A 26,166-nucleotide genomic window follows, 5' to 3' on the forward strand; every position below is an offset into this window, starting at 1 on the left:
ATCCATAACCACGGAATAGAGATGAGAATGCAGATATCTCCCCGTCACCACCGGCTTCAAGGGTTATGGGTCCGGACCTTCGCCGGCACGTCTGTGACATGCATTCTGGCCTTTACGTTGTTTTTCCTTCTTCCCGCGCCGGCCTTCGCCGCCGAAGGGCTGAACGGCGCAAAGCTCTCGATCCTCTGGGCGCTGCCGTTCGTCGGCATTCTTTTGTGTATCGCCACGGGTCCGGTGTTCTATCCCCACGTCTGGGAGCATCACTACGGCAAGTTCACCGCGCTCTGGGCGGCGCTGATCGTCGTTCCACTGTTCGCCACCGCCGATGTTCACACCGTCACGACGACACTCGCGCACACGGCGCTGCTTGAATACATGCCGTTCATCCTGTTGCTGCTGGCGCTGTTTGTGGTCGCGGGCGGCATCTATCTCGAAGGCAACCTGCACGACAGCGTGTTCACCAACACTGTATTGCTCGCCGTTGGCGGGCTGATGGCCAGCGTCGTCGGCACCACCGGTGCGGCGATGATCCTGATCCGCCCCCTGATCCGCGCCAATGACGACCGGCGATACAACGCGCATGTCGTGGTGTTCTTTATTTTCCTCGTCGCCAATATCGGCGGCGCGCTGTCGCCGCTCGGCGACCCGCCGCTGTTCATCGGCTTCCTCAAGGGCGTCGACTTCTTTTGGACCACGAAACATCTGTGGCAGGAGACCCTGGTGGTCGGCGGCATCGTGCTCGCGATTTTCATGGTGATCGATCTTTACATGCATCACCGCGAGGGCCGCTTCACCAAACTGAAAGACCCGACGCCGGACAAACCGCTCAAACTTCACGGCAAGATCAACCTTGTGCTGATCGCGGTCATCATCGCCGCCATCCTGATGAGCGCGCAGTGGAAGCCCGGAATCTCCTTCCACATCGCCGGCGTCGATCTCGAAATTCAGGACCTGCTGCGCGATGCGATCTTCGTCGTGGTCGCGATCGCATCCATGACGTGGACGCAGAAATCAGATCGCGAGGCCAACGGATTTTCATGGGGGCCGATTCAGGAAGTCGCCATCCTGTTCGCCGGCATATTCATCTGCATCGTGCCGGTGATGGCGATGCTTCAGGCAGGGCCGCAAGGACCGTTCGCCGCGCTGCTCGGACTCGTCACTAACGCCGACGGCAGCAACAACGCCGCCGCCTATTTCTGGCTGACCGGCATCCTGTCGTCGTTCCTCGACAATGCGCCGACCTATCTGGTGTTCTTCCAGCTCGCCGGCGGAGATCCGCAGGTTTTGATGGGAGTAAAGGCTGCGACGCTGGCGGCAATCTCGTCCGGCGCGGTCTACATGGGCGCCAACACCTATATCGGCAACGCACCGAACTTCATGGTCTATGCCATCGCGCGGCAGGCCGGCGTGAAAATGCCGAGCTTCTTCGGCTATATGGTGTGGTCGATGCTGGTGCTGGTGCCGACTTTCGTGCTGGCGACGTTCCTGTTTTTCAGGCCGTGAGCGCGGCGCTCGCCTGCACGATTCCATGACCACAATTTCTGGCGCAAAGCCGCTCCCTAACTCGGCGTTTACCATCACGCATTAAGGTCATTGACGCTGCGGCATGAAGTTGCCGCAGGCGTCAGCGTTGCGTGAGTGGGGCAGTCCGTGTTGCGTACAGAGTTGCGTATTTCGCGCGTGCGGCGCCGCATGACGCTTGTTCTCACTGTCATGCTGGCAATGCCCGCGGCGCTTGCGCCCCACGCGGCCTCCGCCGGCATTTTCGATTTCCTGTTCGGCGGTGACAAGCCGCAGAAGCAGGAGCCTCAGCAGCAACAGCAGCCGAGCAATGCCTTTGCCGATCCGTTCGGCCTGTCCACACCCAATCCCGCGCCTGCGCCGTCGGCTTCCTCCGGCGGGCGCTTCACCACCTATTGCGTGCGGACCTGCGATGGCCGCTATTTCCCGCTGACGTCGCGCGGCAACGGCACGCCGGCACAGATGTGCCAGGCGTTCTGCCCGGCAAGCGCAACCAAGGTCTTTTCCGGCAACAACATCGACTACGCCGTCGGCAATATGGGCGAACGCTATGTCGATACGCCGAACGCCTTCGCCTATCGCAAAGCGCTGAAGACGGATTGCACCTGCAACGGCCGCGACCCTGCGGGCCTTGCGCCGGTCGATCTGTCGCTCGACACCACATTGCGCCCCGGCGACATTGTCGCGACCTCGAACGGGCTTGTTGCTTACTCCGGCACCAGTTCCGCCAACGGCCAGATCGCGCAGTTCACTCCGGTCAACAACTATCCCGGCCTGACGTCAGAGCTGCGCGCGCGGCTCGGCGAGATGAAGGTCGCGCCGGTGGCCGCTGAAATTCCCGAAGACACCTATTCGTCGCAGGACATCACAGGGTCGGTGCCCGAGCCGAAATACGCCCAGCCGATGGCGCCGGATGCCGTCATGCCGAAGCTCGCGCCGAAGCCTCGCGCACGGATGTAATTCAACTCACCGCCCGACGATGACGCCGATCACGTTCGGGGCTGCGAGATACTTCTCTTCCATTTCCATCCGCGCCCGCGCCTTGATCTCCGGCGTCAGCAGGCCGCGATGCTCGGCCAGGATCATCCAGCAATAGCCCCACCAGTCGGCGAGGATGCCGGTGTCGTCGACCAGGTCGTAGCCGTGTTCGGCGGCGAAGATGCGCGCCCGCGCCTCGTCCAGCGAGTCGAGGAATTCATGATCCTTCAGCGAGAACAGATCGTCGCTGAAATCGTCGGTGGTATAGCCCCACACCGACATGCAGACCGCGTTGAATTCGCGGTCGATGTGGTCGTCGTCCACCAGCCGCGTCCGCGCGGCGGCATGGAGACGGGAAAGCGTCCGGGCGAAGTCCGCGATGCGCGTCAGCGCCGTGTTGTCGAAAGCGATATTGGACATGTAGTCCTCAAGACCGATGACAGACCCTAGATGTGGTGGCCCATAGGGACCGAATCACAATGATATATCAATGACTTGCTAAAGTGTTCTTAATTTGTTCCGAGATCATTCTTCTTTGCACAATGCTGTCGTCGGATGTCTGCTAGCCTGACTGCTCGGGCCGGGTATCAGTCAGAAAAATATGGAGCGTGCGACGATGAAGACTCAAGGATCGGCCGTCTGGAGCGGCGGTATCAAGGACGGCAAGGGTGCGATCTCGACCAAGAGCGGGGCACTGAGCAGCTACCCCTATGGCTTCGCTTCGCGCTTCGAGGGCAAGCCCGGCACCAATCCCGAAGAGCTGATCGGCGCGGCCCATGCCGGCTGCTTCACCATGGCCCTGTCGCTGATCCTAGGTGAAGCCAAACTCACCGCCGAAAAAATGGAAACGGTCGCCGAAGTCTCGCTCGACAAGGACGGCGACGGATTTTCCATAACGGCCGTGCATCTGACGCTGAAGGCGAAAATTCCCGGCGCAACACAGGAGCAGTTCGAGAAACTCACCGGCATGGCGAAGGCGGGTTGCCCGGTGTCGAAGCTGCTGAAAGCCAACATCACGCTCGACGCGACGCTGGAGACGTGACGTCAAAACCGGTCACCAATATACTATGTTAAAAAATGGCCGCTCAATGAGCGGCCATTCATTCGCGGAGCGAGGCATGGCAGACGCGGCTGCACTTCTCGGAACGTGGCGGATGGTGTCCTGGACGCGTACGGCGGTCGCAACCGGCAAGATAACCGATGCAATGGGCGCGGACCCTATCGGATATATCGCCTATCACGCCGACGGCCGCATGATGGCGCTGGTCGTCGATCGCCACAGGGCCAAGCTCAAGGGGACAACGCCTACGGACGATGAAAAGGTCGCGCTGTTCGATTCCATGCTGGCCTATTCCGCGTCGTATACGCTCGACGACGACAAAGTCGTCCACCATGTCGATGCGGCCTGGAATCCGGCATGGGGCGTTTCGGATCTGATCCGGCCTTATACGCTTGAGGGCGATACGCTCGTGATTAGCGGAGCACCGGGTGAAGACCCGGTGACCGGTGAAGCGGTCATTTACAGAATGGAATTTCGAAAAGTTCGCTAAACCAACGAGGGCTTCAAAAGATGCTCAGAAGTCTGATCCTCATCTGCCTCGTGACATTTGCCGCCACCACAAATTGCAGCGCCCAGATCGTCGCGCTCGGCGCCAGCAATACCGCCGGATACGGCGTCGGCGCATCGGCGGCCTTTCCAGCCGTCCTGCAAGAACTTCTGCGTGCGAAAGGCTGGCCGATGACGGTGAGCAACGCAGGCGTCAGCGGAGATACAACCGGCGGCATGCTGTCGCGATTATCGAGCGTAGCGCCGGACGGAACGAAGATCGTGATTCTTCAGATCGGCGGCAACGATCGCCGGAAGGGCATCAGCGAAGCGGAGGCTGCGGCCAACAGGTCTGAAATCCGAAAGCGGCTGCATGCCCGCGGCATCCGCATCATCGAGGCTGACAGCTATGTGTGGTCGGCGCTTCGCAGCGGGCTGCGGCAACCCGACGGAATTCATCTGACGGCAGAGGGCCATCGCAAGGTCGCACAACAACTCGCGGCGTCCATCCGCTGACCGGCGATGCTCGCGCGACCCTTACGGCACAACCATGATAGGGATCGAAGCGAGTTCGTGAGAGAGCTTGCGCACGGCCTTTTCAGCCTCTGCCGGAAGCTGCTCCGGGCTGCAGCAAAACGGTACCTCCAGCCCCAGTGACTTGCTGGCGTCGCTTTCCCAGACCAGTCCGACGAACGACTTCTTCGTCACGAAGTCATGCGTGAGACTGGCGATCTTGATACCGTCGATATCCGCCATCTGACCCTCCCCGGTTTGGATTTCAGAATAGCGCGCCTTGCGACTGGATTATGACGGCAACCGCCGAAGCCATTGGGGTACTCAAGGCGTGACGTTCAGCGCGGATAGACCGGCGCGCAGACCGTCTGCCCGCTCGCCAGCCGTTCGACCGTGACATCGATGCCGTACACTGCTTTCAGCCGCGCGGCGGTGAGCACCTCGTGCGGCGTTCCTTGCGCAACGATGACGCCGTCCTGCATCAAGGCGACGCGGCTCGCCACTGCAAAGGCCTGATCGGGATCGTGGGTTGAGAGAATGATGCCGGTGCCGCGCGCGGCGAGCTTGCGAATTTCCGCCAGCACAGCGGCCTGATTGCCGAAATCGAGACTGGCGGTCGGCTCGTCCATCACGATCAGCGGCGCCGCCTGCGCCATCGCCCGCGCCACGATCACGAGCTGGCGCTGACCGCCGGACAGTGTCGTTACCTCGCGCGAAGCGAGTTCGGCGATCCCAAGCTCGGCCAGCGAATTCTGCGCGATAGTCCGGTCTTCCTTCGTGGGGGCCGCGAACACGCCGCGATGCGCGACCCGCCCCATCAGCACCAGATCGGACGCGGTATAGGGAAACGCGGTGTCCTGCGCCTGCGGCACATAGGCGATGCGGCGCGCGATATGCGCGCGCGGCAGGGTAGACAGTGCATCGCCGCCGAGCGAGATGTCGCCCCCCTGCGGCCGCAGCAGGCCGAGCAGTGTCTTGAACAGCGTGCTCTTGCCGCAGCCGTTCGGCCCGAGCAGACACAGCACCTCGCCGGTCTCGACGGTCAGATTCAGATTTCGGCCGACAGGCCGCTCGGGATAACCGAATGCGAGATCGCGGGCAATGAGACGCATCACGACCACCCGTGCCGGCCGCGCCACAAGAGCCACAAAAAGAATGGTGCGCCGACCACTGCGGTGAGGATTCCGAGCGGCACTTCGATGCGCCCCAGCGAACGCGCCAGCGTATCCACCAGCACCAGATAGCTCGCGCCCATCAGCATCGCCGCTGGCAGCAGCCGCTCGAAATTCGGGCCGACCAGCATCCGCGCAATGTGCGGGATCACCAGACCGACCCAGCCGATCACGCCCGAGATCGCCACCACGCTGGCGGTGATCAGCGTCGCCGCGGCGATGACGATGACGCGCAGCCGCCCGGATTCGACGCCAAGCGACTTGGCCTCCTCGTCGCCCAGCGACAGCACGTTGATCTGCCAGCGCAGCAGCACCAGCGGCACAAGGCCGATCGCGACCGCCGGCATGACATTCCACAGATCGCCGCCGCGCACACTGGCGAGACTGCCGAGCAGCCAGAAGGTGATTGCGGGCAACTGGTCATAAGGATCGGCGAGAATTTTCAGCAGCGAGATCGCCGCGCCCGCTAGCGCGCCGACCACCACACCGCCCAGCACGAGCACCAGCGTCGGATCACGGCCGCGCACAGCCACCGCAATCAGATAGACAAGCCCCACCGTTGCAAGGCCGCCGCCGAAGGCGAGCATCTGGATCGCGAACACCGGCAGTGACAGGAAAATGCCGATCACCGCGCCAAGGCCCGCGCCTGCCGAGACGCCGAGCACATCGGGCGAGACCAGCGGATTGCGAAACAGCCCCTGATAGACGACGCCCGCACCTGCGAGCGAAGCCCCGACGATCAGGCCTGCCAGCACGCGCGGACCGCGAATGCCGAACAGCACGCGCTGTTCGGCGGTCTGCGGCAGATCGCCCGACCAGAAATTGCTCAGCGCACGAAAGAATCCATCGAGCGTCATCGGAAAGGCGCCGATGCTCAGTCCGATCACCGCGGCGGCGAGCGCCAGCAACGCGAGGCCGGGAATGATCCAGGAGACTCGCGATGCCCCGCGCTGTGCCGTCATCGGCGTGCCGGAATTGACGGCGGCTTGCCGTCTGCCCATGCGATCAGCGTATCGAGATCGCTGTCCGCGACATCGACATGGTAGAACAGCCTGTAGAAGGCGCGCGTGTCCTGCCGGATGTCGAATGGAAAGCGCGCGCCGTGAAACAGATTGGCAAGCCAGCGCAGCCCGATCAGCCGGTTGACCGATGGCGGCCGATCGATCCAGCCGAACGGCGCGGTCGGCGCAAGATACACGCGGCCATCCTTGACGGCTTTGAGGCCCTGCCAGACTGAATCGCCGCCTTTGGCAACCTTGTCGTGGAAGTTGCGATCCCAGGTGACAATGATGTCGGGATTCCACGCGAGAATCTGTTCGGGCGACACGTTGGCAATGCCGCGCCGCTGGTCCTGCGCATCGGCGACGTTGCGCCCGCCGGCCCGTTCGATGATCTCGGTGTTGATCGAGCCGCGCAGCCCAGTCTCAAATCCGTCAGGACCGCGCGCCAGATAGACCCGCGGGCGCTGATCCTCGGGAATTCCCGCCAGCGTCGTATCGAGACCCTTGAACAGGTCGTCCGAATATTTTGCAAGCGCCTCGCCGCGCTCCGGCACGCCAAAGATATTGCCGAGCAGCCGGAACGATAATGCCGTCGCCTCAAAGCGCCCGTCGATCAGCACATAGGGAATGCCGGTGCGCTGCTGCACGCTGTCGGCCAGCGACGCGAAGGTCTGCCGTACCGAGCCGTAGTCGACGATCAGGTCGGGCTTGATTTTCAGCACGGTCTCTATGTTGGCCGTGTCGCCGCGTCCGGTCAGCAAACCGACCTCCGGCAGATCACGCTGGCCCGCAGCGATGTACGGGCGCTCTTCGGCGCGCAATGCGCGCGGCCAGCCCACCATGGTCTCCGGCCGCATCGCATAGACCACCACCGACGCCGGCCCGCCCGCCGCGAACACTTGATCAATGCGATCGGGAAGTTCGACGCTCCGCCCGGCGCTGTCGGTGACGGTGCGCGCGGCGTGCGCCGGCCGTGCCAGCATCATCATGCTGGCGCCCGCCACAAACGATCGCCGGTTGATGCGGATCATGGATGGCCTCAGTCGATGCCCACCATGACGTCGCTCGCCTTGACGATGGCGTAGACCTGCTTGCCGACTTCGAGCTTCAACTCCTCGACCGAGGTCTTGGTGATGGCCGAGGTGATAATGCTGCCGCCAATGTCGATCTTCACATGGCTGGTGGTGACGCCGTGATCGATGGCGACGACCTTGCCCTTGAGCTGATTGCGCGCGCTGATCTTCATTCCGAGATCTCCGTGTGACGGGGCAACAAAAAGGGCGGCCCGTGAGCCGCCCTTTTATATGTTCAAAACCGGTATGAAGGAACTCACTCCGCGGCGAGCTTGACCTCGGGAGCGGCGGCGCGGACTTCCGCGTCGACATGCTTTTCGAACTGTTCGAAGTTCTTCTGGAACATGCCGACCAGCGCGCGCGCGGTCTTGTCGAACTCGGCCTTGTCCTTCCAGGTGTTGACCGGATCGAGAATGTCGCTCGGCACGCCTTCGAGAGCCGTCGGCACCGCGAAGCCGAAATACTTGTCGGTGCGGAACTGGGCGTTGCGCAGCGAGCCGTTCAGCGCGGCGGTCAGCAGCGCGCGGGTCACCTTGATCGGCATGCGGCTGCCGGTGCCATACTTGCCGCCGGTCCAGCCGGTGTTGACCACCCAGCAATCGACGTTGTGCTTGGCGATCAGCTCCTTCAGGAGCTGGCCGTATTCGGCCGGATCGCGCGGCAGGAACGGCGAGCCGAAGCACGCCGAGAATTCAGGAACGGGCTCGTTGCCGAGACCACGCTCGGTGCCGGCGACCTTCGCGGTGTAGCCGGAGAGGAAGTGGTACATCGCCTGCGCCGGTGTCAGCTTGGCGATCGGCGGCATCACGCCGAAGGCGTCGGCGGCGAGCATCACCAGATTCTTCGGATGACCGGCGCGACCGGTGCGCGATGCGTTCGGGATCGATTCCAGCGGATAAGCGGAACGGGTGTTCTCGGTCTTGGAGCCGTCGTCGAAGTCGGGCTCGCGGGTGACCGGATCGAGCACGACGTTCTCGAGCACCGCGCCGAAGCAAATGCTGGCGTCATAGATCGCAGGTTCGGCTTCACGCGACAGCTTGATGGTCTTGGCGTAGCAGCCGCCTTCGAAATTGAAGATGCCGTCCGGACCCCAGCCGGTCTCGTCGTCGCCGATCAGGGTACGGTTCGGATCGGCGGAGAGCGTGGTCTTCCCGGTGCCGGAGAGGCCGAAGAAGATCGCGCTGTCGCCGTTCGGGCCGACATTGGCCGAGCAGTGCATCGGCATCACGCCCTGCGCCGGCAGGAAGTAGTTCAACGTGGTGAACACCGACTTCTTCATTTCGCCGGCGTACTGGCTGCCTGCGATCAGAACGATCTTGCGGGTGAAGTCGATCGCCACGACGTTCTCGGACTTGCAGCCGTGACGCTTCGGATCGGCGCGGAAGCTCGGCAGATCGACGATGGTCAGTTCGGGTGCGAAGTTCGCAAGCTCGGCCATTTCGGGACGGCGCAGCAGCGTGCGGATGAACAGCGAGTGCCACGCCATTTCGGTGAACACGCGCGTTTTGATCCGGAATTTCGGATCGGCGCCGCCGTAGAGATCCTGCGCGAAGAGGGTCTTGCCTTCGCAGTGCTTGAGGAAATCCTGATACAGCGTTTCGAACTGTTCGGAGGTGATGGACTGGTTGCCGCCCCACCACATGGTCTTGTCGGTGAGCGCGTCGCGCACCGTGAACTTGTCTTTCGGCGAGCGGCCGGTGAACACACCGGTCTCCGCGACAAGGGCACCACCGGCTGACAGCTCGGCTTCATTGTTGCGCAGCGAGTGCTCGTAGAGCGGCGCGGTGCCGAGATTCCAGTTTACCTGTTTGAGATTTTTGAAACCGAATTTATCGGCGCCGAAAGCACCGTTGCGCACACCCGTCTCTTGCACTGTCAGAATCTCCCAAAAAGACCGCGTATCGTTTCGCGCGGCTATTCGCCAAACGCCCTTGTCGCGGATGCCGGGGATCATAGCTCCCGGGCCTCAATCCGGCGACTTATTAGTGGCCAACGCGCGGCTTGCCAAGTCGATCCGTCATAATGCGGTAAAGATCGCCGGGACCGGCGAAAACGGATTGAATTTCACGGGCTTGGGAGGGCCTTGGCGCGGTCGGCAAGCGCCTTCAGGGCTTGCCGCAGTGCGGCAGGTGTGACGATCCGCTGCGGAAAATCGAGCCGGAGCGTGCGCCCGTCATCCTGCAGATCGAGGCCCTCGGGATCGCAGCCGGTGCATCGCCATGCGCCTTCGGAAGCACCGAGCAGTTTCACCGCGTACAGATTCATCGTGTCGGTGTGATCGGCATTCATATGCGCGACGATGTCCGGCTCGGCCTCCACCAGTGCTTCCGCACCCGAGAGATCGGTGAGAAAATCACGCGGCTCCAGATCGACGATACGGCCGAACCCCGCAACCAGATGCACACCTTTCGGCACGATTTTGAAGAACGAGAAATCCTTGAAGCCGGCAAAATCCTCGGCCGAGGGATGAGCCGCAAGATAGCGCCGTCTTGCAAGCCCGGCGTCGTCGCCCTGCGTTTCTTCGGCGGTGCCTGCCAGCATGATGCGCGCGCCTTCCAGCGGATCGCCCGGCGCGCGTTCGTCCAGCATCAGCGACACCCGCGGATCGTTCAGAATGTTCCTGGTGTGGATCGCAAGCCGCGAGATCAGCAGGACCGGCGACCCGTCCGGCATGGAGCCGACATTGACCAGCGAGCAATACGGATCGCCGCTCTCGGGCATCAGCGTCGCCAGTGCGCCCTCACGGCGGCGGGCCAGCAGTGAGCGGGTCAGACGGGCCGGTTTGACGGTTGCAGAGGGGTCCATCGGGAGCCTGATTTCAAAGGTTAACGGGCTTTTTTGCGGCAAAAAGGGGTTATATCCCGGAACAATCCGCTTATATAAACGTCAGGTTCCAATATTCGCAGGGCCCAGGAACTCGGTCACATTTCAGCCCAGCTTGCATTGCTCGTTGAAGATAAGCGAACGCCTTATTTCACGGCATCCGGTTTGTCCGGTCAGTAAACAGTCGCCCCGCCCGAAACTATCGATTTGGAAAGCAGGCTCATGCCCACAATCGCCCTGGTCGATGACGACCGCAACATTCTGACGTCGGTCTCGATCGCACTGGAAGCCGAAGGCTACCGGATCATGACCTATACGGATGGCGCGTCAGCCCTCGACGGCTTCAAGACGAGTCCGCCGGACCTTGCCATCCTCGACATCAAGATGCCCCGCATGGACGGCATGGAAACGCTGCGCCGGCTGCGCCAGAAGTCGGATCTGCCCGTGATCTTCCTCACCTCCAAGGACGAGGAAATCGACGAGTTGTTCGGCCTCAAGATGGGCGCCGACGATTTCATCCGCAAACCGTTCTCCCAGCGCCTCTTGGTGGAGCGCGTCAAGGCGGTGCTCCGCCGCGCGGTGCCGAAGGACCCTGCCGCCACGCAGAAGGAAATGGACGCCAAGGCGCTCGAGCGCGGACTGCTGCGCATGGACCCGGAACGTCACACCTGCACCTGGAAGAACGAACCGGTGACGCTCACCGTGACCGAATTCCTGATCCTTCAGGCGCTGGCCACCCGCCCCGGAGTGGTGAAAAGCCGCAACGCGCTGATGGATGCGGCCTATGACGACCAGGTCTATGTCGACGACCGCACCATCGACAGCCATATCAAGCGCCTGCGGAAAAAGTTCAAGGCAGCCGACGATGACTTCGAGATGATCGAAACCCTGTACGGCGTCGGCTATCGCTTCAAGGAAACCTGATCGTTCCGGCATGCGACACGGAGGGAACTGGTCCGGCGACAGCGCCGTATGGCGGGTCGCTCGCATGCCGGTTGGTTGCTATAATCGGCCGATCTCGAACCGAACAATCGGGCGTCTAGCCATTGCTTGATCGAACGCAGCATGACAGCGACGACGATGCCGAAGCCGGAGCGCCGCCACTTGCGCCGATTGCCGACGCGCCGTCGGAAGCCGGAGCCGTGCGCCGGCGCTGGAGTCCGGTTGATCTGATCAAGCGCGCCGGACGCTATCTCACCGCGCTGACCTTCTCGAGCCTCACACGCCGCATCGTGGTCCTCAACCTGATCGGCCTGTTCGCGATGCTGGCCGGCATTCTCTATCTGTCGCAATTCCGCGCCGGCCTGATCGACGCGCGCGCGCAGAGCCTGCTGGTGCAGGCCGAAATCATCTCCGGCGCGATCGCGGCCTCGGCCACGGTCGAGACCAACGCGATCACCGTCGATCCCGAGCGCCTGCTCGATCTGAAGCCCGGCGAAACCTACGGCCCGACCGACGAGACCCTCAGCAACATCGATTTCCCGATCAATCCCGAACGCGTCGCGCCGGTGCTGCGGCGGCTGATTTCGCCGACCAAGACCCGCGCGCGGATTTACGATCGCGAGGGCGTGCTGGTGCTCGACAGCCGCAATCTTTACGGCCGCGGCGACGTGATGCGCTTCGAACTGGCGCCGCCCAACGCTGAAAAGCCGGGCTTCGCCGAAAAGACCATGATCGCGATCCGCACCTGGCTCAACCGCGGCGACCTGCCGCTGTACCGCGAACTCGGACCGGAAAACGGCAACGGCTATCAGGAAGTCCAGCAGGCGCTCGACGGCCGCAAGGGCAGCATGGTGCGCATCAACGACCGCGGCGAAGTGATCGTCTCGGTGTCGGTGCCGGTGCAGCGCTTCCGCGCGGTGCATGGCGCGCTGATGCTCTCGACCCAGGGCGACGACATCGACCAGCTGGTGACCAACGAGCGGCTCGCGATCCTCAAAGTGTTCGGCATCGCGTCGGGCGTGATGATCCTGCTGTCGCTGCTGCTCGCCTCGACCATCGCCGGCCCGATGCGCCGTCTCGCCGACAGCGCCGAGCGCGTCCGCCGCCGCATCAAGACCCGTGTCGAAATTCCGGACTTCACCTCGCGCGGCGACGAGATCGGCCATCTGTCGCGCGCGCTGCGCGACATGACCGACGCGCTCTACAACCGCATCGAAGGGATCGAGCGTTTCGCCGCCGACGTCGCCCACGAACTGAAGAACCCGCTGACCTCGATGCGCTCGGCGGTCGAGACGCTTCCGCTGGCGCGCTCCGACGACAGCCGCTCGCGGCTGCTGGCCGTGATCGAGCACGACGTGCGCAGGCTCGACCGCCTGATCTCCGACATTTCCGACGCCAGCCGGCTCGACGCCGAGTTGCAGCGGCAGGATGTGGAGCCGGTCGACATCCGCCGCCTGCTCAACACGCTGGTCTCGGTCGCCAATGAGACCCAGCACGGCACCGACGTCACGGTCGAAGCCCGTTTCGAGGGCAAGCCCAACGACAGCTTCTCCGTGCCGGGACATGACTCGCGGCTCGGACAGGTGATTTCGAATCTTTTAAGCAACGCGCAGTCGTTCTCGCGTCCGGGCAGCAAGGTGCGCATCGTCTGCCGCCGCCTCAAATCCGAAATCGAGATCGTGATCGACGACGACGGCACCGGCATCCGACCCGGCGCACTCGAGAAAATCTTCGAGCGCTTCTACACCGACCGCCCGCATCAGGGTTTTGGACAGAATTCCGGCCTTGGCCTGTCGATCTCCAAGCAGATCGTGGAAGCCCACGGCGGGCGCATCTGGGCGGAAAACCGCGCCGGTCCGCTCGACGCCGAAGGCGATGCCCGGATTGTCGGCGCACGCTTCACGGTCCGGCTGCCCGCCATATGACCGCTGGCAGCGACCCAAGCATCCATGCCTCGGCAGTCCTGGCCGGCGACCGCGCGGTCCTGATTCGCGGGCCTTCGGGCTCCGGCAAGTCCCGGCTGGCGTTCGACCTGATCCTCGCCGGCCGCGCGGGACAGCTCCCCGCCGTCACCCTGATCGGCGACGACCGGGTCCGCCTGACGAACCACGGCAGCCGGCTGATTGTGCGCGGCGTGCCTGAACTGGCGGGAATGATCGAAATTCGCGGGCTTGGAATCAGGACCATCGGCTTTGCCGCCGAGGCGCCCGTGGGGCTGGTGGTGGACCTCGACGCCGCCGACGCCGAGCGCCTGCCGCCGCCGGAAGCCCTCAAAACCCTGGTTTCCGGGCTGGAAATCCCGCGAATCCCGGTGGCACGGGGGTATGGCGCTCTGCCCCTGGTTCTGGCATTCCTTACGACAGTTTAAGGTTTCAAAAGCGAACTCGCGACCTTAGGCTGATTGCTGGCGGCGGTTTGGTCGCCATATAACCCAGACCCCGCCACTGAAGACGACCCGCGCGGACACCTTTTTTAAGGGGGTACGCGGCAACATCCCCCCTTGCGCCGGGGCTCTGGATGGTCAACATGTGGCCCTTTCGTGCGGTGCATCAAAAAGCGCCCGCGAGGAGTTTTGGATGATTGGTCTAGTACTGGTGACCCACGGGCGTCTTGCCGACGAGTTCAAGGCTGCCCTTGAACACGTGATGGGTCCGCAAAAACAAATCGAGTCGATTACGATTGGCGCCGAAGACGATGCCGATCTGTGTCGCAGCGATATTATCGAAGCCGTCAAGCGCGTGGACAGCGGCGATGGCGTTGCGATTCTCACCGACATGTTCGGCGGCACGCCGTCGAACCTCGCGATCTCCTGTATGAGCCGTCCCAAGGTCGAAGTGCTGGCCGGCATCAACCTGCCGATGCTGGTCAAGCTCGCGAAGGTGCGCGACGACAAGCCGCTGCCCGACGCGATCGCCGCCGCTCAGGAAGCCGGCCGCAAATACGTGACGATCGCCAGCCGTGTGCTCGCCGGGAAATGAGCGCCACGCCGGAGCATACGTCTTCGTCAGCCGGCGTTATCGTCCGAGAACTTCCCATCATTAACAAGCGCGGCCTTCATGCCCGCGCCTCCGCGAAATTCGTGCAGACGGCGGAAAAGTTCGACGCCGAACTCACCGTCACGCGCAACGGCGAAAGCGTCGGCGGCACATCGATCATGGGCCTGATGATGCTCTCGGCCGGGATCGGCACCACCATTACGGTGGCGGCAAGCGGCCGCGAAGCCGAGGCGGCGATCAACGCCATCACCGAACTGCTCGCCAACAAGTTCGGCGAAGAAGAAGCGGGCTGATTCCACTCAAAGCTGCACCATCTCAGATGTCGTCCCCGCGAAGGCGGGGACCCATAACCACTCAGTCCACGGTTCGGAACACGTAGCTGACATCTGATTCAGATCGAAGACGCAGGGAGTCTGGGTCCCCGCCTTCGCGGGGACGACCCGTGGAATAGATCGTGCGAAGCCTACTACTTGTCGTCCTCTTCGTCAGGCCGCTCCGGACCCACGATCCAGATCTTCCACTTCACCGCCGGGCCCGCCTTGCCGTGGAAGTAGCGCCGCGAGGTGAGATCGAGGCGCTCCGCGTTCGGCGCGTTCTCCGCCATCCAGGCTTCGCACTTGTTAAGCTCGAGATCCTTGGTGTCGCAGATGCCGATGAAGCCGCGCTGCTTCGCCTCCTCCAGACTGGTCAGGCCCGAGGCCCAGACCTCCCGCGGCGTCAGCGGCGCCGGATGATCGGGGCTGTAGAAGGTCAGCGGCTCGCCGATTTCGGTGGTGCCTGCGACCACGGCCCAGCGCCTGTTGAACCGCGCGCGCCAGGCTTCGGTGAGTTGCATCGCGAATTCAGACTTGGGTGCGAACGGAACGCCGGCGTCGCCGTCGCGCCGCACGGTCTGCGCCGCGATGATCGGCGAGATCAGCAGCATGACGAGGGTGAACACCAGCCACATCAGCATCAGCCGGATCAGCGCCATCTGCGTGACGCGCAGCGTCGGCAGCGCAATCAGCGCCAGCGGCACCAGGAAGAACAGCGAGATTCCCCAGTCGGTCTTCATGTAGATGCCGAACGCCACAGCGGCGATCGGGGGCACCAGCGCGACAATGATCTGCATGATCCAGATATTGCGCGCCTGCGTGAGGAACACGCCGGAGTTGGGACCGCGCACCCATGGACGCCTTGCCGAGGCGATGAACTCGCCGATAAATCCTCTCCGCCGCAGCGACTTCCACCATTGCAGCTTCCACGCCAGTGCAATGGCTGCGAAGCTCACGGGAAGCAGCAGCAGGCCGAGATTGTGCGCAAGATAGATCGACGCCAGCCGCAGCGTGGTGGCGAAGGTCCGCCCGCCGTACACATCGTCGGCATAGATCAGCGGCAGGAAATCCGCCTGCTTCAGCCACCACAGATGCGGCAGCAGGCCGGCAAAACACGCAGCGAACGCCACCCACGGCGCGGGTGAGCGCCAAAAACGCATCCGGTCCGGATGGAGCAGCGATGCGAGCCCCGCAGCGCCGATCATGGTCAGCACCCAGTATTTGGTCATCAGCGCCAGCGCGGCGGCGAGTCCGAGCCAGATGCCCGACATCACCGTGCGCTTCTGGAACGCCTCGAGATAGGCCAGCACGAACAGCGGCAGCGTCACCAGTTGCAGCAGATCGGGATTGTACTTGAAGCCCTTGAAGGTGAAGACCGGATAGAGCGCCAGCATCGCCACCGTGAACATGGCGCGGCGATGATCGACCACGCGCACCGCGATCAGCCAGCAGATCACAAGGCCGGTGCCGGCGACTGTCATCGCCAGCGCGTAGGTCGCCCAGTCGGTGACGGGAAAAATCCTGAACCAGACGCCCGCGACCCATCCCGCCAGCGGCGGATGCTTGCCGTAGCCGAGCAGGAATTTCTGGCCCCAGGCGTAAGCCTCCGCGACATCCATGTGGACATCCTGCGCGGCCTTCAGCGCGGTGAGGATGATGGTCCAGAGCAGCGCATGCACCACCGCAAAGCCGATGACGAATCTGAGCGACGTCGCCGGATCGTGGGCGACTGCCGCGATCCACGCCGCCACGCGGCGCGTGACCGGCACGTGGCGCAGGCGCGCCTTCTGCCGGGATCGCAGTCCGGTGCGCGGGCCGGGGTTTTTCCCGGTTCTGCGCCCGGTTTCGGTCGAGGAAGCATCGGACATCGCGGTCAACCTGTGTCGGAACTGGCTCGTTGCGCTGGCTTGTTGCTACCAGTGCCGGGAGATTGCGGCAAGGATCGCACGGAGCGCCGCGAACAGCAGGAAATCCGCGCCAATCCGCTGGAAGTCCGCGTTCCGCCGCCCAATTCAGTTGCCGCAAAGGGGCGCGAATGCTATCCCGCGCCCATGACAACGACCCCTATTTCCAACGTCCGCAACTTCTCCATCGTCGCCCATATCGACCATGGCAAGTCCACCCTCGCCGACCGGCTGATCCAGACCACCGGCGGACTGGAGGCGCGCGAGATGAAGGAACAGGTGCTCGATTCGATGGACATCGAGCGTGAGCGCGGCATCACCATCAAGGCGCAGACCGTTCGCCTCAACTACAAGGCCAAGGACGGCAACACCTACATCTTCAACCTGATGGACACGCCCGGCCACGTCGACTTCGCCTACGAGGTTTCGCGTTCGCTGGCCGCGTGCGAAGGCGCACTGCTGGTGGTCGACGCCTCGCAGGGCGTGGAAGCGCAGACGCTCGCCAACGTCTATCACGCGCTCGACGCCAATCTCGAAATCGTGCCGGTGCTGAACAAGGTCGATCTGCCCGCCGCGGAGCCCGAACAGGTGAAGCAGCAGATCGAGGACGTGATCGGCATCGATGCCTCCGAGGCGGTGATGATCTCGGCAAAGACCGGCCTCGGCATTCCCGACGTGCTGGAAGCCATCGTCACCCGCCTGCCGCCGCCGAAGGGCGACCGCGACGCGACGCTGAAGGCGCTGCTGGTCGACAGCTGGTACGACGTTTACCTCGGCGTAGTGGTTCTGGTGCGCGTGGTCGATGGCGTCCTGAAGAAGGGCCAGCGCGTGCGCATGATGGGCACGGGCGCGGCTTACGACGTCGAGCGTGTCGGCTACTTCACGCCGAAGATGGTCAATGTCGACGAACTCGGCCCCGGCGAAATCGGTTTCATCACCGCGGCGATCAAAGAAGTCGCCGATACCCGCGTCGGCGACACCATCACCGACGACCGCAAGCCGATCACCGAAATGCTGCCGGGCTTCAAGCCCGCCGTGCCGGTGGTTTTCTGCGGCCTGTTTCCGGTCGATGCCGACGACTTCGAGACGCTGCGCGCGGCGATGGGCAAGCTGCGGCTCAATGACGCAAGCTTCTCGTTCGAGATGGAGACCTCGGCCGCGCTGGGCTTCGGCTTCCGCTGCGGCTTCCTCGGCCTGCTGCATCTGGAAATCATCCAGGAGCGCCTCTCCCGCGAGTTCAATCTCAACCTGATCGCGACCGCCCCGAGCGTCATCTACAAGATGCACCTCAACAACGGCAGCGAGATCGAGATTCACAATCCGATCGACATGCCGGACGTGACGCAGATCAAGGAAATCGAGGAGCCGTGGATCGAGGCCACCATCCTCACACCGGACGACTATCTCGGCAGCGTGCTCAAGCTCTGTCAGGAGCGTCGCGGCAACCAGAAGGAACTCACCTACGTCGGCGCCCGCGCCATGGTGAAATACGAACTGCCGCTCAATGAAGTGGTGTTCGATTTCTACGACCGTCTGAAGTCCGTCTCGAAGGGCTATGCCTCGTTCGACTATCACCTGACCGATTACAAGCCGGCCGATCTCGTGAAGATGCAGATTCTCGTCAACAACGAACCGGTGGACGCGCTCTCCATGCTGGTTCATCGCACCCGCGCCGAAGGCCGCGGCCGCGCCATGGTCGAGAAAATGAAGGAGCTGATCCCGCCGCACATGTTCCAGATTCCGATCCAGGCGGCGATCGGCGGCAAGGTGATCGCGCGCGAAACCGTCCGCGCGCTGCGCAAGGATGTGACCGCGAAGTGCTACGGCGGCGACATCACGCGCAAGCGCAAGCTTCTGGAGAAGCAGAAGGAAGGCAAGAAGAAGATGCGGCAGTTCGGCAAGGTCGACATCCCGCAGGAAGCATTCATTGCCGCGCTGAAGGTGGATAGCTGAGCACTGAGTTCCGACGCGCCTTATTGCTCTTTCACCGCGCCAGGGGAATTGGCCATCGAACACAATTCAAGCACCGAGAGAGGCGCTTTGGGATCAAGGGTTCTGGAGTAGAGCGCTATTGCAACCTTGCAGCCGTCTGGTGAGACAGACACAGCGCGCACGTTTCCTTCAAATATTTTTTCGCTCTTACCTTTTGATGTCAGATAAATGCCGCCCGGTTTTTCTCCGTGCGGAGTGCGTCGCGCGATTATTACCCGCAAGATTCCCACGCGCGACGGCCAATAAGTCGGATAGTTCTGTGTGACCTCATCGACAGGTACACAAACCCTCTCAATCCTGGTCTCCTGCGGATAAAACCACCACGCTGCGTCACAGTTTGTTTTCTTGTCTGCCGATGCTTGCGGCGGTTCTATCGCGGACAAGAAATAGGAGCGTTTGTAATCATAGTAACGCAGGGAGTGTGGCTCGATATTACGAGCAGATACCTGCAACTCTATCGGGGCCGACGTTTCATCCGAGTAGTAAAGAATTCTCTCGGTAAGAATGCTACCTGGCTGCTTTACGAATGACACAAAGCCGTCTCGGGGCAGCAGTGGCATCCATTCCGCATTTTTCTTGGCGTCCGAAAGGACTTCACTCCTTACCCAGCGACAGTCGAACGGACTTAATCGTTTTGGGTCCGCCGAGACCATGCTCCCACTTCGCGTTGTGGTGTGCATGAGTTGCGGGAATATCGCAAAGCCATCGAATTCGATTGTCGTTTCAATTGCTTTACCCGGCTCGCCCGCGGCCAAGGTTATTCGCCTCGCTCTGCCCTCCAACTTCTCGGACCTGACCACATAGCTAACGACGCCTTGACCGGCACACCAGCGGCCGGAAAAGTTCGCAAATTCCTCAACTGTACCACCATCATTCCATAGACGAAGCGTGGTGGTGGTGGACTGGGCTTTAAGGTCTCGTTTCACTTCACCGAAGACGAGGCGCTTCGCATCAAGCCAACCGAAATCCCAATATTCGCCAGTACCTATCGTAGTGACAATATAAGCTGCCTTCGATTTTGGAATCGGATCGTCCTGCAGCTTACCCTGCTCAATAAAGAATGCTGTAAAATCGCGCGTAATGGTCGCACGCAATGTATCCCACTCGCCTTGCGGCTTGAGCCACGCGGATTGTTCAATCGACTGCTTTTCCAACCCCGCCTTGATCGCCACTAGGCCTTGTGAACAGGCCCACCACGGCGACGCTGTGCTTGAAAAGGCGTCATTCCGTGCAAGAGCGCGAAGTCCGGCCTCACCAAACGCCGGTCGGGATTGATCGACACCTCCTGCTACATTGGCAGCAATCGGCGGCAGCATGATTTGCTGCGCGGTGGGATCGACACATCTTCCGGCATCGTACCGGGTCCGCAGCAGGGCCAATGCATACCACTCAAAGGCTTCATTTCGCCGATCCAATTCCCAAAGGCGACGGGCCGTTTCGAGAAGAAATGGCGGCTGCAATCCCAGCGAATTAGCGATCAGCCAAGGGACAAGAGCGGCATTATGAGTGCTTGGAATTTGGCGCAGGGTCGCAAAATTTTGCGCCTGTTTTGCCAAATCAGGATCGATCGTTTGAATATTCTGGAAACTTCCCCTTGTTTCGACTGAAACGCCCGGCCTTTTTGGCTCTGGCCCGGAAGTCTGGGCCTTTGAGCCACATAGGATCATCGCCACAAGGGCCGCAGGTATCCACGTCAGTTTGTGTAGTCCCATCGCTCACCCACGACGTTTCTGAGAGCAATTCATCAGTATCAATGGAGGGAGCAAACCACCAGCGACCGCATCGCGTCTGCCCCTCCAGGTATTGACTTTGATTTACTATGATTATATTCCTATATTTTCATTCGTCCCTACGCGCTCATGACGCGGAGGGATGAGGCAGCCCCCACCCCATCATGTCGGGGTGCGGCTGGTGGAGCGCCGGGAGGCGCAGCGTTCGGGCGGAAGGCCTCGCAAACCTTCTCGCATCAGAACGCGCGCGCCTCGCGAGACGGACTCGCAATCCGTTCTCGTCAGGCACGCGGACGAGCCTCTCGCAAAGGCTCGTCATGAGGGGTCTCGCACACCCCTGGCGCCTCCCGGCGCTCCATTTCTTCTTGAAGAGGAAATGCAAACGGGACCGGGTCGTCCGCGCCCTCAGGTGAAGCGGATGTCACTGCGTGCCTTCGCGGGTAGACCACCCTGTCGTCAAGTCAGAAAGTCTCAGGCGCTGTTCTCGCTCAGTCGTCATTGCGAGCGGAGCGAAGCAATCCACTCTTTTGAAGGAAACATGGATTGCTTCGTCGCTTCGCTCCTCGCAATGACGAGAGCGCACGATCTCTCCTCGCGATAGCTCGTTGCAATCTCTGAAAATAATCGCGCGAGCGACGAATTGTGACACCGCGCATGACTCCCGTTGGCGCGGTCGCGCATCGCCGTTCATCGCCCGTTCAAGTCGAATCTGGCGGGTGCGTGATCGAGAGAAAGGCGCGAGCCGCTTGACTCTTCGCGCCCGTCCATCGACGGTGCGCGTGATCGAATTTTCAACCATCGGAGACAGTGATGGCAGCGTCCTACAAGTTTGAAATCTACAAAGACAAATCCGGCGAATTCCGCTTTCGCTTCCGCGCCCCGAACGGCGAGAAGATGTTCGCCTCGGAAGGCTATTCCAACAAGGCGTCCGCCAAGAGCACGATCAAGTCGATCGTCAAGCATGTCGCCAAGGCCGAGATCGACGACGTCTCGAAGGCTGTGAAGGCGAAGGACAAGCCTGCGAAGAAAAAGAAGAAGTCCAGGAAGAAGTGATTTTCAGCGATCATCGCAAGGAAAACCCCGGCTCAAAGCCGGGGTTTTTCATTTGCATCGGTCCGCGCCGAGAACCGGGATCACGCCACGCGGACGCTTGCGCCGCTGGTCGCGTTGCGCTGGGCCTGCAACAGCGCGGTGATCTCGGCGTTCGGCCGGGCGCGGCTGAACAGGAAGCCTTGTCCCTCATGACAGCCTTCCGCACGCAGGCAGGCGAGTTCGCATTCGGTCTCGACGCCTTCCGCGGTGATCGTCACGCCAAGGCCCATGCCGAGCGAGATGATCGAGCGGACGATCGCCTGGGCGTCCTGATTGGAGCCGAGATCGCGCACGAATGAGCGGTCGATCTTGATCTTGTCGAACGGGAAGCTGCGCAGATAGCTCAGCGACGAATATCCGGTACCGAAATCGTCCATCGAAATCCGCACGCCGAGCGCGCGCAGCGCATGCAGCGTAGCCAGCACCTGATCGCTCTTTTCGAGCAGCAGGGTTTCGGTGATTTCGAGTTCAAGCCGCTTCGGCGACAGGCCTGATGTTTTCAGCGCGTCCATCACCACCGAGAGAAGGTTGCCGACACGGAATTGCAGCGGCGACAGGTTCACGGCGACGCGCACGTCGTCCGGCCATTGCGCCGCGTCCATGCAGGCGCGCCGCAGCATCAGGCCGCCGACGGCGTTGATCAGGCCGGTTTCTTCCGCGACCGGAATGAATTCCACCGGCGGAATCATGCCGCGGTCCGGGTCCGGCCAGCGCACCAGCGCCTCGAAACCGGTGATCCGTCCGGTCTTGAGATCGACCAGCGGCTGGTAGTGAGGCTGCAGGATGTTGCTCTCGATCGCCGCGCGCAGATCGATTTCGATGCGGCGGCGGGTCTGGGCGCGGGCGTCCATTTCCGATTCGAAGAAACTGAACGTGCCGTGCCCCTCGCTCTTGGCGCGCGACAGCGCCATGTCGGCATTCTTGAGCAGCTTCTCGGCATCGTCGCCGTCGCCTGGCGCAATCGCAATGCCGATGCTGGCGCCGCTGACGATGGTGTGGCCGTCGAACAGATAGGGCTCGCTGATGGCGTCGATCAGGCGCCGGGCCAGAAACGCGACATCCTCCGGCCGCGACACGCCGGCCTGCACGATGGCGAATTCGTCGGAGCCGAGGCGCGCGATCGCGTCTTCCTCGCGCAGCGAGGAGCGCAGGCGCTTGGTCACGCCCTTGAGCAGCTTGTCGCCGATGGCATGGCCCAGCGTGTCGTTGATGGCCTTGAAGTTGTCGAGGTCGAGAAACAGCACCGCGACCTTGTCGCCGCTGCGGCGGGTATGCGCCAGCAGTTCATCGAGCCGCTGCCGCAGCAGGATGCGGTTCGGCAACCCGGTGAGGCCGTCATGCTGCGCCATGAAAGCGAGCCGCGCTTCGGCCCGTTTACGCTCGGTGATGTCCATCAGCGCCAGCAGCACCGCGGGCTTGCCTTCGAACGTCAGCATGCGCGAATAGATCGCGACATCGATCAGCGATCCGTCGGCCTTGACGTGCTTCCAGGTTCGCGCCGCGCGCTCCTCGGTGGTCTGGTCGCCGGTCCAGGGCGCGGCCTGATCGAAGGCCTGCACGTCGGATATCTTCAGTTTCTCGAAGTCCTCGCGCGCGTATCCGTAATGCGCGACCGCCGCGTCATTGACGCTGATGATGCGCTCGTTGTCCTGGGCACAGACAATCATCGGCACGGGATTGCCGTCGAACAGCAGGCGGAACGAGGCTTCGCGCTGTTTCAGTTCGGTGATATCGACGCGCAGCCCGATCACGCCGCCGTCGCCGGTCAGGCGTTCCTCGATCAGGATGCAGCGGCCGTCGGACAGGGTTTGTTCGTGGCGATGACCGGGATGATAAAGCTTCTCGAGCCGCTCGTTGATCCATTCATCCTCGCGCCCGATCGCGTCCGGATAGTCGCCGCGCGCCACGCCCTCCTTCAGGGTGTCACGCAACATCGCGCCCTCTTTAAAGAGGTCGGCGCTCTTGTTGTAGATCTCGGCGTACTTCTTGTTCCAGAGGATGTATCGCCCCTCGGCATCGAGAAACACGATACCTTGCGGAAGAATATCGATCGCCTCGCGCAAACGCGCGTTGGAGCGCGCCGCATCCGCGATCGCCGCCTCGGCTTCCGCGCGCTTGCGCACGATTTCGCCGATCTCGGAGATCTTGCGGCCCTTGGGTAACAGCTTCGGCACGGCCTTGGGCCGGCGAACCGACAACCTTCCCCGCGTGAGTGCTGACTTACCGGTTCTGTTTTTTGGTTTTGGCCGATTGATCGGCATCTGCCCCGCATCCCTTGCATTCTGCGGGCGCCAGTTTTGCTATAAGTGTCTGAAAAATTGGTATCCTTTAGCGAACTGCCTGAAGCTGATGCCACCTCTGCGATGGCCCTTGGAGTGCTCAATTGCGAGGCGTTAACCGTGGCAGGTCACACCAGATAAGGCTCGCATGATCGTTTCTCCCCCGCGATCATGACACTACTTCGGCTCCGATGCGCCATCTGCACAACAAATATTCGCACGCATGGCATTTCGCTCCAATTTGCGTCAGTCTCCGGCATGGCTAATGCCCGGTTAAGAATCGCGCCGCCTCGTCGCCGGGCCCGCTGTCCGCTATAAGAGCGTTATGATCCGATTCCGTCTGATTCCCGCGCTCGCTCTGATGTCGGCTGCTCTCGCGGTGACAGTCCCGGCACAGGCGCAGGACAAGGGCAGCGTCAACCCCAAGCCGCTTCCGCCGCTGGCCAATCCCAACGATCCCAAAGTCGCCGCCAAGGAACTGTTCGGCCGCAAGCTGCAGCCGGCTGCGCTCGCGCCGCAAGCCATCGGGTTTTACGCCAAAGGATGTATCGCCGGCGCCGTCGCATTGCCGATCAACGGATCGGCGTGGCAAGTCATGCGGCTGTCGCGCAACCGCAACTGGGGACACCCTGATCTCATTGCTTTGCTCGAAAGAGTAGCCGTCAAAGCGCAGAAGACGGCGGGCTGGCCGGGACTTCTGGTCGGCGATATGTCCCAGCCGCGCGGCGGGCCGATGTTCACCGGGCACGCAAGCCACCAGATTGGCCTCGATGCCGACATCTGGCTGACGCCGATGCCGAACCGGCAGCTCTCCCGCGAGGAACGCGAGGAAACGTCCGCCGTGATGATGGTGCGGAAAGATCGCCTCGACATCGATCCGGCTACATGGACGCCGACACATCTTCCCGTGATCCGCGCTGCCGCTCAGGAGCCGCAGGTGGAGCGCATCTTCGTCAACGCCGCGATCAAGAAGGCGCTGTGCCGGGAAGCGAAGGGCGACCGGAGCTGGCTGTCGAAGGTGCGCCCGATGTACGGGCACGACTACCATTTCCACATCCGCATGAAGTGTCCGGCGGGCAGCACGAATTGTGAAGCGCAGACGCCGCCCGCCGACGGTGAAGGTTGCAGCGCAGGCGACCTGGCCTACTGGTTCAGCGACGCGGTGCTGCATCCAAAGCCGCCGCCGGTGCCGCCCAAACCGAAGCCGCCGCTCACGCTCGCAAACCTGCCGTCTGAATGCCGGCAGGTTCTTCAGGCTCCGGACGCAAAATAGCCCGAGCGCGTAACCGGGGAGCGATCCGGGACTTTACGCAGCGACCACGCCTGATATTGTCCCGGCGAACGATGCCTTGGCATGCTGCGCGCTGCCGGGGTTGCCGGAACGGCGCTTCCGCTTGTCGTCAGATGATCTGATCAGAGCCGGCTTGCGCGCATTGTTGCGCGCGCCCCGCTATGGAGCGCCCAAATGACCTTTATGTCCCGCTTCCTCGTTGTAACCGCGCTTGTCTGCGCGCCGCTGTTCTCGATGGCTTATGCGCAGGACGCGAAGCCGGCAGGCGCACCAACGGCGGCCGTGCAGGACAAGACCCTCACCGTGTTCGCTGCGGCCTCGATGAAGAATGCGTTGGATGAAGCCAATGCCGCCTACACCGCCAAGACCGGCGTTAAAGTGGTCTCAAGTTATGCTGCAAGCTCCGCGCTCGCCAAGCAGCTCGAGCAGGGCGCGCCGGCGGATATCTTCATCTCCGCCGACACTGACTGGATGGATTACTCCGCAGGAAAGAAGACCATCAGCGACACGTCGCGGATCAACCTGCTCGGCAACAAGATCGTGCTGATCGTTCCGAAAGATTCCAAGCTCACGACGGTCACGATCGGTCAGGGCTTCGATCTCGCCAAACTTGCAGGTGACGGCAGGATCGCCACCGGCGACGTCAAGGCCGTTCCGGTCGGCAAATATGCCAAGGCAGCGCTGGAAAGGCTCGGTGCGTGGCACGCTGCCGAGACGAAGTTCGCCATGGCTGAAAGCGTCCGCGCCGCACTCGCATTGGTCGCGCGCGGCGAAGCCAATCTCGGCATCGTGTATGAGACCGACGCCAAGGTCGAACCCGGCGTGAAGATCATCGGCGCCTTCCCGGCGGATTCGCATCCGGCGATCATCTATCCGGTGGCGGCGACGGCGAGCGCGAAGCCCGAGGCAACGCCCTATCTCGCGTTCCTTCGTTCGGCCGCGGCGAAATCGATCTTCGAAAAGTACGGCTTCACCTTTCTGATAAAGCCGACGTCGTAA

At 62.3% G+C, this 26,166-nt stretch carries 25 protein-coding genes; 14 read left to right on the plus strand and 11 right to left on the minus strand.

The window, feature by feature from the left end; all coding sequences use genetic code 11:
* Positions 1-27 precede the first annotated feature (27 nt).
* Positions 28-1,503 (plus strand): sodium:proton antiporter, encoded by a 1,476-nt coding sequence (locus AC1RM7_RS11980; protein WP_024920511.1) that lies wholly within the window; start codon positions 28-30, stop codon positions 1,501-1,503.
* Between the two features lie 189 nt (positions 1,504-1,692).
* Positions 1,693-2,481, plus strand: coding sequence for a DUF2865 domain-containing protein (locus AC1RM7_RS11985; protein WP_034459467.1), 789 nt, complete (start codon positions 1,693-1,695; stop codon positions 2,479-2,481).
* 6 nt (positions 2,482-2,487) lie between these two features.
* Here the strand turns inward: AC1RM7_RS11985 and AC1RM7_RS11990 are convergent, their stop codons facing one another.
* A complete protein-coding gene (locus AC1RM7_RS11990) occupies positions 2,488-2,919 on the minus strand; it encodes a hypothetical protein (protein ID WP_006022353.1) in 432 nt (143 codons plus the stop codon).
* A gap of 196 nt (positions 2,920-3,115) precedes the next feature.
* On the opposite strand from AC1RM7_RS11990, the gene AC1RM7_RS11995 reads away from it, so the two are divergent.
* The 3 genes from AC1RM7_RS11995 to AC1RM7_RS12005 all read left to right on the plus strand — a co-directional run bounded on the left by AC1RM7_RS11995 (position 3,116) and on the right by AC1RM7_RS12005 (position 4,561).
* The gene (locus AC1RM7_RS11995; RefSeq protein ID WP_006022354.1) at positions 3,116-3,541 is read left to right on the plus strand and encodes an OsmC family protein; all 426 of its coding nucleotides are present in this window, start codon (positions 3,116-3,118) and stop codon (positions 3,539-3,541) included.
* 76 nt (positions 3,542-3,617) lie between these two features.
* Entirely contained in the window at positions 3,618-4,049 is a 432-nt protein-coding gene (locus tag AC1RM7_RS12000; RefSeq protein ID WP_006022355.1) for a lipocalin-like domain-containing protein, read from the plus strand.
* Positions 4,050-4,069: 20 nt separating this feature from the next.
* Positions 4,070-4,561: a GDSL-type esterase/lipase family protein gene (locus tag AC1RM7_RS12005; protein WP_024920513.1), complete on the plus strand. Its 492-nt coding sequence runs from the start codon at positions 4,070-4,072 to the stop codon at positions 4,559-4,561.
* Positions 4,562-4,582: 21 nt separating this feature from the next.
* Here the strand turns inward: AC1RM7_RS12005 and AC1RM7_RS12010 are convergent, their stop codons facing one another.
* The 7 genes from AC1RM7_RS12010 to AC1RM7_RS12040 form a co-directional block, all read right to left on the minus strand.
* The gene (locus tag AC1RM7_RS12010) at positions 4,583-4,801 is read right to left on the minus strand and encodes a hypothetical protein (protein ID WP_006022357.1); all 219 of its coding nucleotides are present in this window, start codon (positions 4,799-4,801) and stop codon (positions 4,583-4,585) included.
* Positions 4,802-4,896: 95 nt separating this feature from the next.
* Entirely contained in the window at positions 4,897-5,670 is a 774-nt protein-coding gene (locus AC1RM7_RS12015) for an ABC transporter ATP-binding protein (protein ID WP_024920514.1), read from the minus strand.
* On the minus strand, positions 5,670-6,692 hold the full coding sequence (locus AC1RM7_RS12020; RefSeq protein WP_024920515.1) for a FecCD family ABC transporter permease: 1,023 nt from the start codon (positions 6,690-6,692) through the stop codon (positions 5,670-5,672). Before AC1RM7_RS12020 ends, AC1RM7_RS12015 begins: the two co-directional genes overlap by 1 nt.
* Complete coding sequence (locus tag AC1RM7_RS12025; RefSeq protein WP_024920516.1) at positions 6,689-7,762, minus strand: iron ABC transporter substrate-binding protein; 1,074 nt, start codon at positions 7,760-7,762, stop codon at positions 6,689-6,691. Before AC1RM7_RS12025 ends, AC1RM7_RS12020 begins: the two co-directional genes overlap by 4 nt.
* Before the next feature lie 8 nt (positions 7,763-7,770).
* Positions 7,771-7,977, minus strand: coding sequence for a TOBE domain-containing protein (locus AC1RM7_RS12030; RefSeq protein WP_006022361.1), 207 nt, complete (start codon positions 7,975-7,977; stop codon positions 7,771-7,773).
* Between the two features lie 83 nt (positions 7,978-8,060).
* Entirely contained in the window at positions 8,061-9,677 is a 1,617-nt protein-coding gene (locus AC1RM7_RS12035; RefSeq protein ID WP_024920517.1) for a phosphoenolpyruvate carboxykinase, read from the minus strand.
* A 191-nt stretch (positions 9,678-9,868) separates the two neighbouring features.
* Complete coding sequence (locus AC1RM7_RS12040) at positions 9,869-10,609, minus strand: HugZ family pyridoxamine 5'-phosphate oxidase (protein ID WP_024920518.1); 741 nt, start codon at positions 10,607-10,609, stop codon at positions 9,869-9,871.
* A 240-nt stretch (positions 10,610-10,849) separates the two neighbouring features.
* Between AC1RM7_RS12040 and AC1RM7_RS12045 the strand changes: the two genes are divergently transcribed.
* The 5 genes from AC1RM7_RS12045 to AC1RM7_RS12065 all read left to right on the plus strand — a co-directional run bounded on the left by AC1RM7_RS12045 (position 10,850) and on the right by AC1RM7_RS12065 (position 14,858).
* A complete protein-coding gene (locus AC1RM7_RS12045) occupies positions 10,850-11,551 on the plus strand; it encodes a response regulator transcription factor (protein ID WP_006022364.1) in 702 nt (233 codons plus the stop codon).
* Positions 11,552-11,673: 122 nt separating this feature from the next.
* Positions 11,674-13,494 (plus strand): sensor histidine kinase, encoded by a 1,821-nt coding sequence (locus tag AC1RM7_RS12050; RefSeq protein ID WP_024920519.1) that lies wholly within the window; start codon positions 11,674-11,676, stop codon positions 13,492-13,494.
* Positions 13,491-13,937 carry an HPr kinase/phosphorylase gene (locus tag AC1RM7_RS12055; protein ID WP_024920520.1) on the plus strand — a complete coding sequence of 149 codons (447 nt, stop codon included), beginning with the start codon at positions 13,491-13,493 and terminating at the stop codon, positions 13,935-13,937. Before AC1RM7_RS12050 ends, AC1RM7_RS12055 begins: the two co-directional genes overlap by 4 nt.
* 208 nt (positions 13,938-14,145) lie before the next feature.
* Entirely contained in the window at positions 14,146-14,547 is a 402-nt protein-coding gene (locus AC1RM7_RS12060; protein ID WP_006022367.1) for a PTS sugar transporter subunit IIA, read from the plus strand.
* Positions 14,544-14,858, plus strand: coding sequence for an HPr family phosphocarrier protein (locus AC1RM7_RS12065; RefSeq protein WP_006022368.1), 315 nt, complete (start codon positions 14,544-14,546; stop codon positions 14,856-14,858). The genes AC1RM7_RS12060 and AC1RM7_RS12065 overlap by 4 nt, the downstream gene beginning before the upstream one ends.
* Before the next feature lie 173 nt (positions 14,859-15,031).
* Here the strand turns inward: AC1RM7_RS12065 and AC1RM7_RS12070 are convergent, their stop codons facing one another.
* A complete protein-coding gene (locus tag AC1RM7_RS12070) occupies positions 15,032-16,747 on the minus strand; it encodes a glycosyltransferase family 39 protein (protein ID WP_024920521.1) in 1,716 nt (571 codons plus the stop codon).
* A 183-nt stretch (positions 16,748-16,930) separates the two neighbouring features.
* Here AC1RM7_RS12070 and lepA point away from each other — a divergent pair, with 183 nt between their 5' ends.
* Entirely contained in the window at positions 16,931-18,736 is a 1,806-nt protein-coding gene (gene lepA / locus AC1RM7_RS12075) for a translation elongation factor 4 (protein ID WP_024920522.1), read from the plus strand.
* 20 nt (positions 18,737-18,756) lie between these two features.
* Here lepA and AC1RM7_RS12080 read toward each other — a convergent pair whose 3' ends face one another.
* Entirely contained in the window at positions 18,757-20,487 is a 1,731-nt protein-coding gene (locus tag AC1RM7_RS12080) for a hypothetical protein (RefSeq protein ID WP_152544158.1), read from the minus strand.
* Positions 20,488-21,315: 828 nt separating this feature from the next.
* Between AC1RM7_RS12080 and AC1RM7_RS12085 the strand changes: the two genes are divergently transcribed.
* The gene (locus AC1RM7_RS12085; RefSeq protein WP_024920525.1) at positions 21,316-21,558 is read left to right on the plus strand and encodes a YegP family protein; all 243 of its coding nucleotides are present in this window, start codon (positions 21,316-21,318) and stop codon (positions 21,556-21,558) included.
* Between the two features lie 80 nt (positions 21,559-21,638).
* Here the strand turns inward: AC1RM7_RS12085 and AC1RM7_RS12090 are convergent, their stop codons facing one another.
* On the minus strand, positions 21,639-23,858 hold the full coding sequence (locus AC1RM7_RS12090) for a putative bifunctional diguanylate cyclase/phosphodiesterase (protein ID WP_024920526.1): 2,220 nt from the start codon (positions 23,856-23,858) through the stop codon (positions 21,639-21,641).
* A gap of 343 nt (positions 23,859-24,201) precedes the next feature.
* On the opposite strand from AC1RM7_RS12090, the gene mepA reads away from it, so the two are divergent.
* Both mepA and modA read left to right on the plus strand, forming a co-directional pair.
* Complete coding sequence (gene mepA / locus AC1RM7_RS12095; protein ID WP_024920527.1) at positions 24,202-25,149, plus strand: penicillin-insensitive murein endopeptidase; 948 nt, start codon at positions 24,202-24,204, stop codon at positions 25,147-25,149.
* Positions 25,150-25,341: 192 nt separating this feature from the next.
* Positions 25,342-26,166, plus strand: a complete 825-nt coding sequence (gene modA, locus AC1RM7_RS12100; protein WP_024920528.1) for a molybdate ABC transporter substrate-binding protein — start codon at positions 25,342-25,344, stop codon at positions 26,164-26,166.

Source organism: Afipia sp. GW822-FHT03D08 (assembly GCF_058801645.1).

Excerpts from the sequence above, each read along its gene's own strand:
- mepA (WP_024920527.1), top strand. The coding sequence starts at position 24,202 with ATGATCCGATTCCGTCTGATTCCCGCGCTCGCTCTGATGTCGGCTGCT.
- AC1RM7_RS12055 (WP_024920520.1), top strand. The coding sequence starts at position 13,491 with ATGACCGCTGGCAGCGACCCAAGCATCCATGCCTCGGCAGTCCTGGCC.
- AC1RM7_RS12045 (WP_006022364.1), top strand. The coding sequence starts at position 10,850 with ATGCCCACAATCGCCCTGGTCGATGACGACCGCAACATTCTGACGTCG.
- AC1RM7_RS12040 (WP_024920518.1), bottom strand. The coding sequence starts at position 10,609 with ATGGACCCCTCTGCAACCGTCAAACCGGCCCGTCTGACCCGCTCACTG.
- AC1RM7_RS12070 (WP_024920521.1), bottom strand. The coding sequence starts at position 16,747 with ATGTCCGATGCTTCCTCGACCGAAACCGGGCGCAGAACCGGGAAAAAC.
- AC1RM7_RS11995 (WP_006022354.1), top strand. The coding sequence starts at position 3,116 with ATGAAGACTCAAGGATCGGCCGTCTGGAGCGGCGGTATCAAGGACGGC.
- AC1RM7_RS12000 (WP_006022355.1), top strand. The coding sequence starts at position 3,618 with ATGGCAGACGCGGCTGCACTTCTCGGAACGTGGCGGATGGTGTCCTGG.
- AC1RM7_RS12085 (WP_024920525.1), top strand. The coding sequence starts at position 21,316 with ATGGCAGCGTCCTACAAGTTTGAAATCTACAAAGACAAATCCGGCGAA.
- AC1RM7_RS11980 (WP_024920511.1), top strand. The coding sequence starts at position 28 with ATGCAGATATCTCCCCGTCACCACCGGCTTCAAGGGTTATGGGTCCGG.
- AC1RM7_RS12080 (WP_152544158.1), bottom strand. The coding sequence starts at position 20,487 with ATGGGACTACACAAACTGACGTGGATACCTGCGGCCCTTGTGGCGATG.
- AC1RM7_RS12005 (WP_024920513.1), top strand. The coding sequence starts at position 4,070 with ATGCTCAGAAGTCTGATCCTCATCTGCCTCGTGACATTTGCCGCCACC.
- AC1RM7_RS12065 (WP_006022368.1), top strand. The coding sequence starts at position 14,544 with ATGAGCGCCACGCCGGAGCATACGTCTTCGTCAGCCGGCGTTATCGTC.
- AC1RM7_RS12020 (WP_024920515.1), bottom strand. The coding sequence starts at position 6,692 with ATGACGGCACAGCGCGGGGCATCGCGAGTCTCCTGGATCATTCCCGGC.
- AC1RM7_RS12010 (WP_006022357.1), bottom strand. The coding sequence starts at position 4,801 with ATGGCGGATATCGACGGTATCAAGATCGCCAGTCTCACGCATGACTTC.
- AC1RM7_RS12025 (WP_024920516.1), bottom strand. The coding sequence starts at position 7,762 with ATGATCCGCATCAACCGGCGATCGTTTGTGGCGGGCGCCAGCATGATG.
- AC1RM7_RS12060 (WP_006022367.1), top strand. The coding sequence starts at position 14,146 with ATGATTGGTCTAGTACTGGTGACCCACGGGCGTCTTGCCGACGAGTTC.
- AC1RM7_RS11990 (WP_006022353.1), bottom strand. The coding sequence starts at position 2,919 with ATGTCCAATATCGCTTTCGACAACACGGCGCTGACGCGCATCGCGGAC.
- AC1RM7_RS12015 (WP_024920514.1), bottom strand. The coding sequence starts at position 5,670 with ATGCGTCTCATTGCCCGCGATCTCGCATTCGGTTATCCCGAGCGGCCT.
- modA (WP_024920528.1), top strand. The coding sequence starts at position 25,342 with ATGACCTTTATGTCCCGCTTCCTCGTTGTAACCGCGCTTGTCTGCGCG.
- AC1RM7_RS12030 (WP_006022361.1), bottom strand. The coding sequence starts at position 7,977 with ATGAAGATCAGCGCGCGCAATCAGCTCAAGGGCAAGGTCGTCGCCATC.
- AC1RM7_RS11985 (WP_034459467.1), top strand. The coding sequence starts at position 1,693 with ATGACGCTTGTTCTCACTGTCATGCTGGCAATGCCCGCGGCGCTTGCG.
- AC1RM7_RS12090 (WP_024920526.1), bottom strand. The coding sequence starts at position 23,858 with ATGCCGATCAATCGGCCAAAACCAAAAAACAGAACCGGTAAGTCAGCA.
- lepA (WP_024920522.1), top strand. The coding sequence starts at position 16,931 with ATGACAACGACCCCTATTTCCAACGTCCGCAACTTCTCCATCGTCGCC.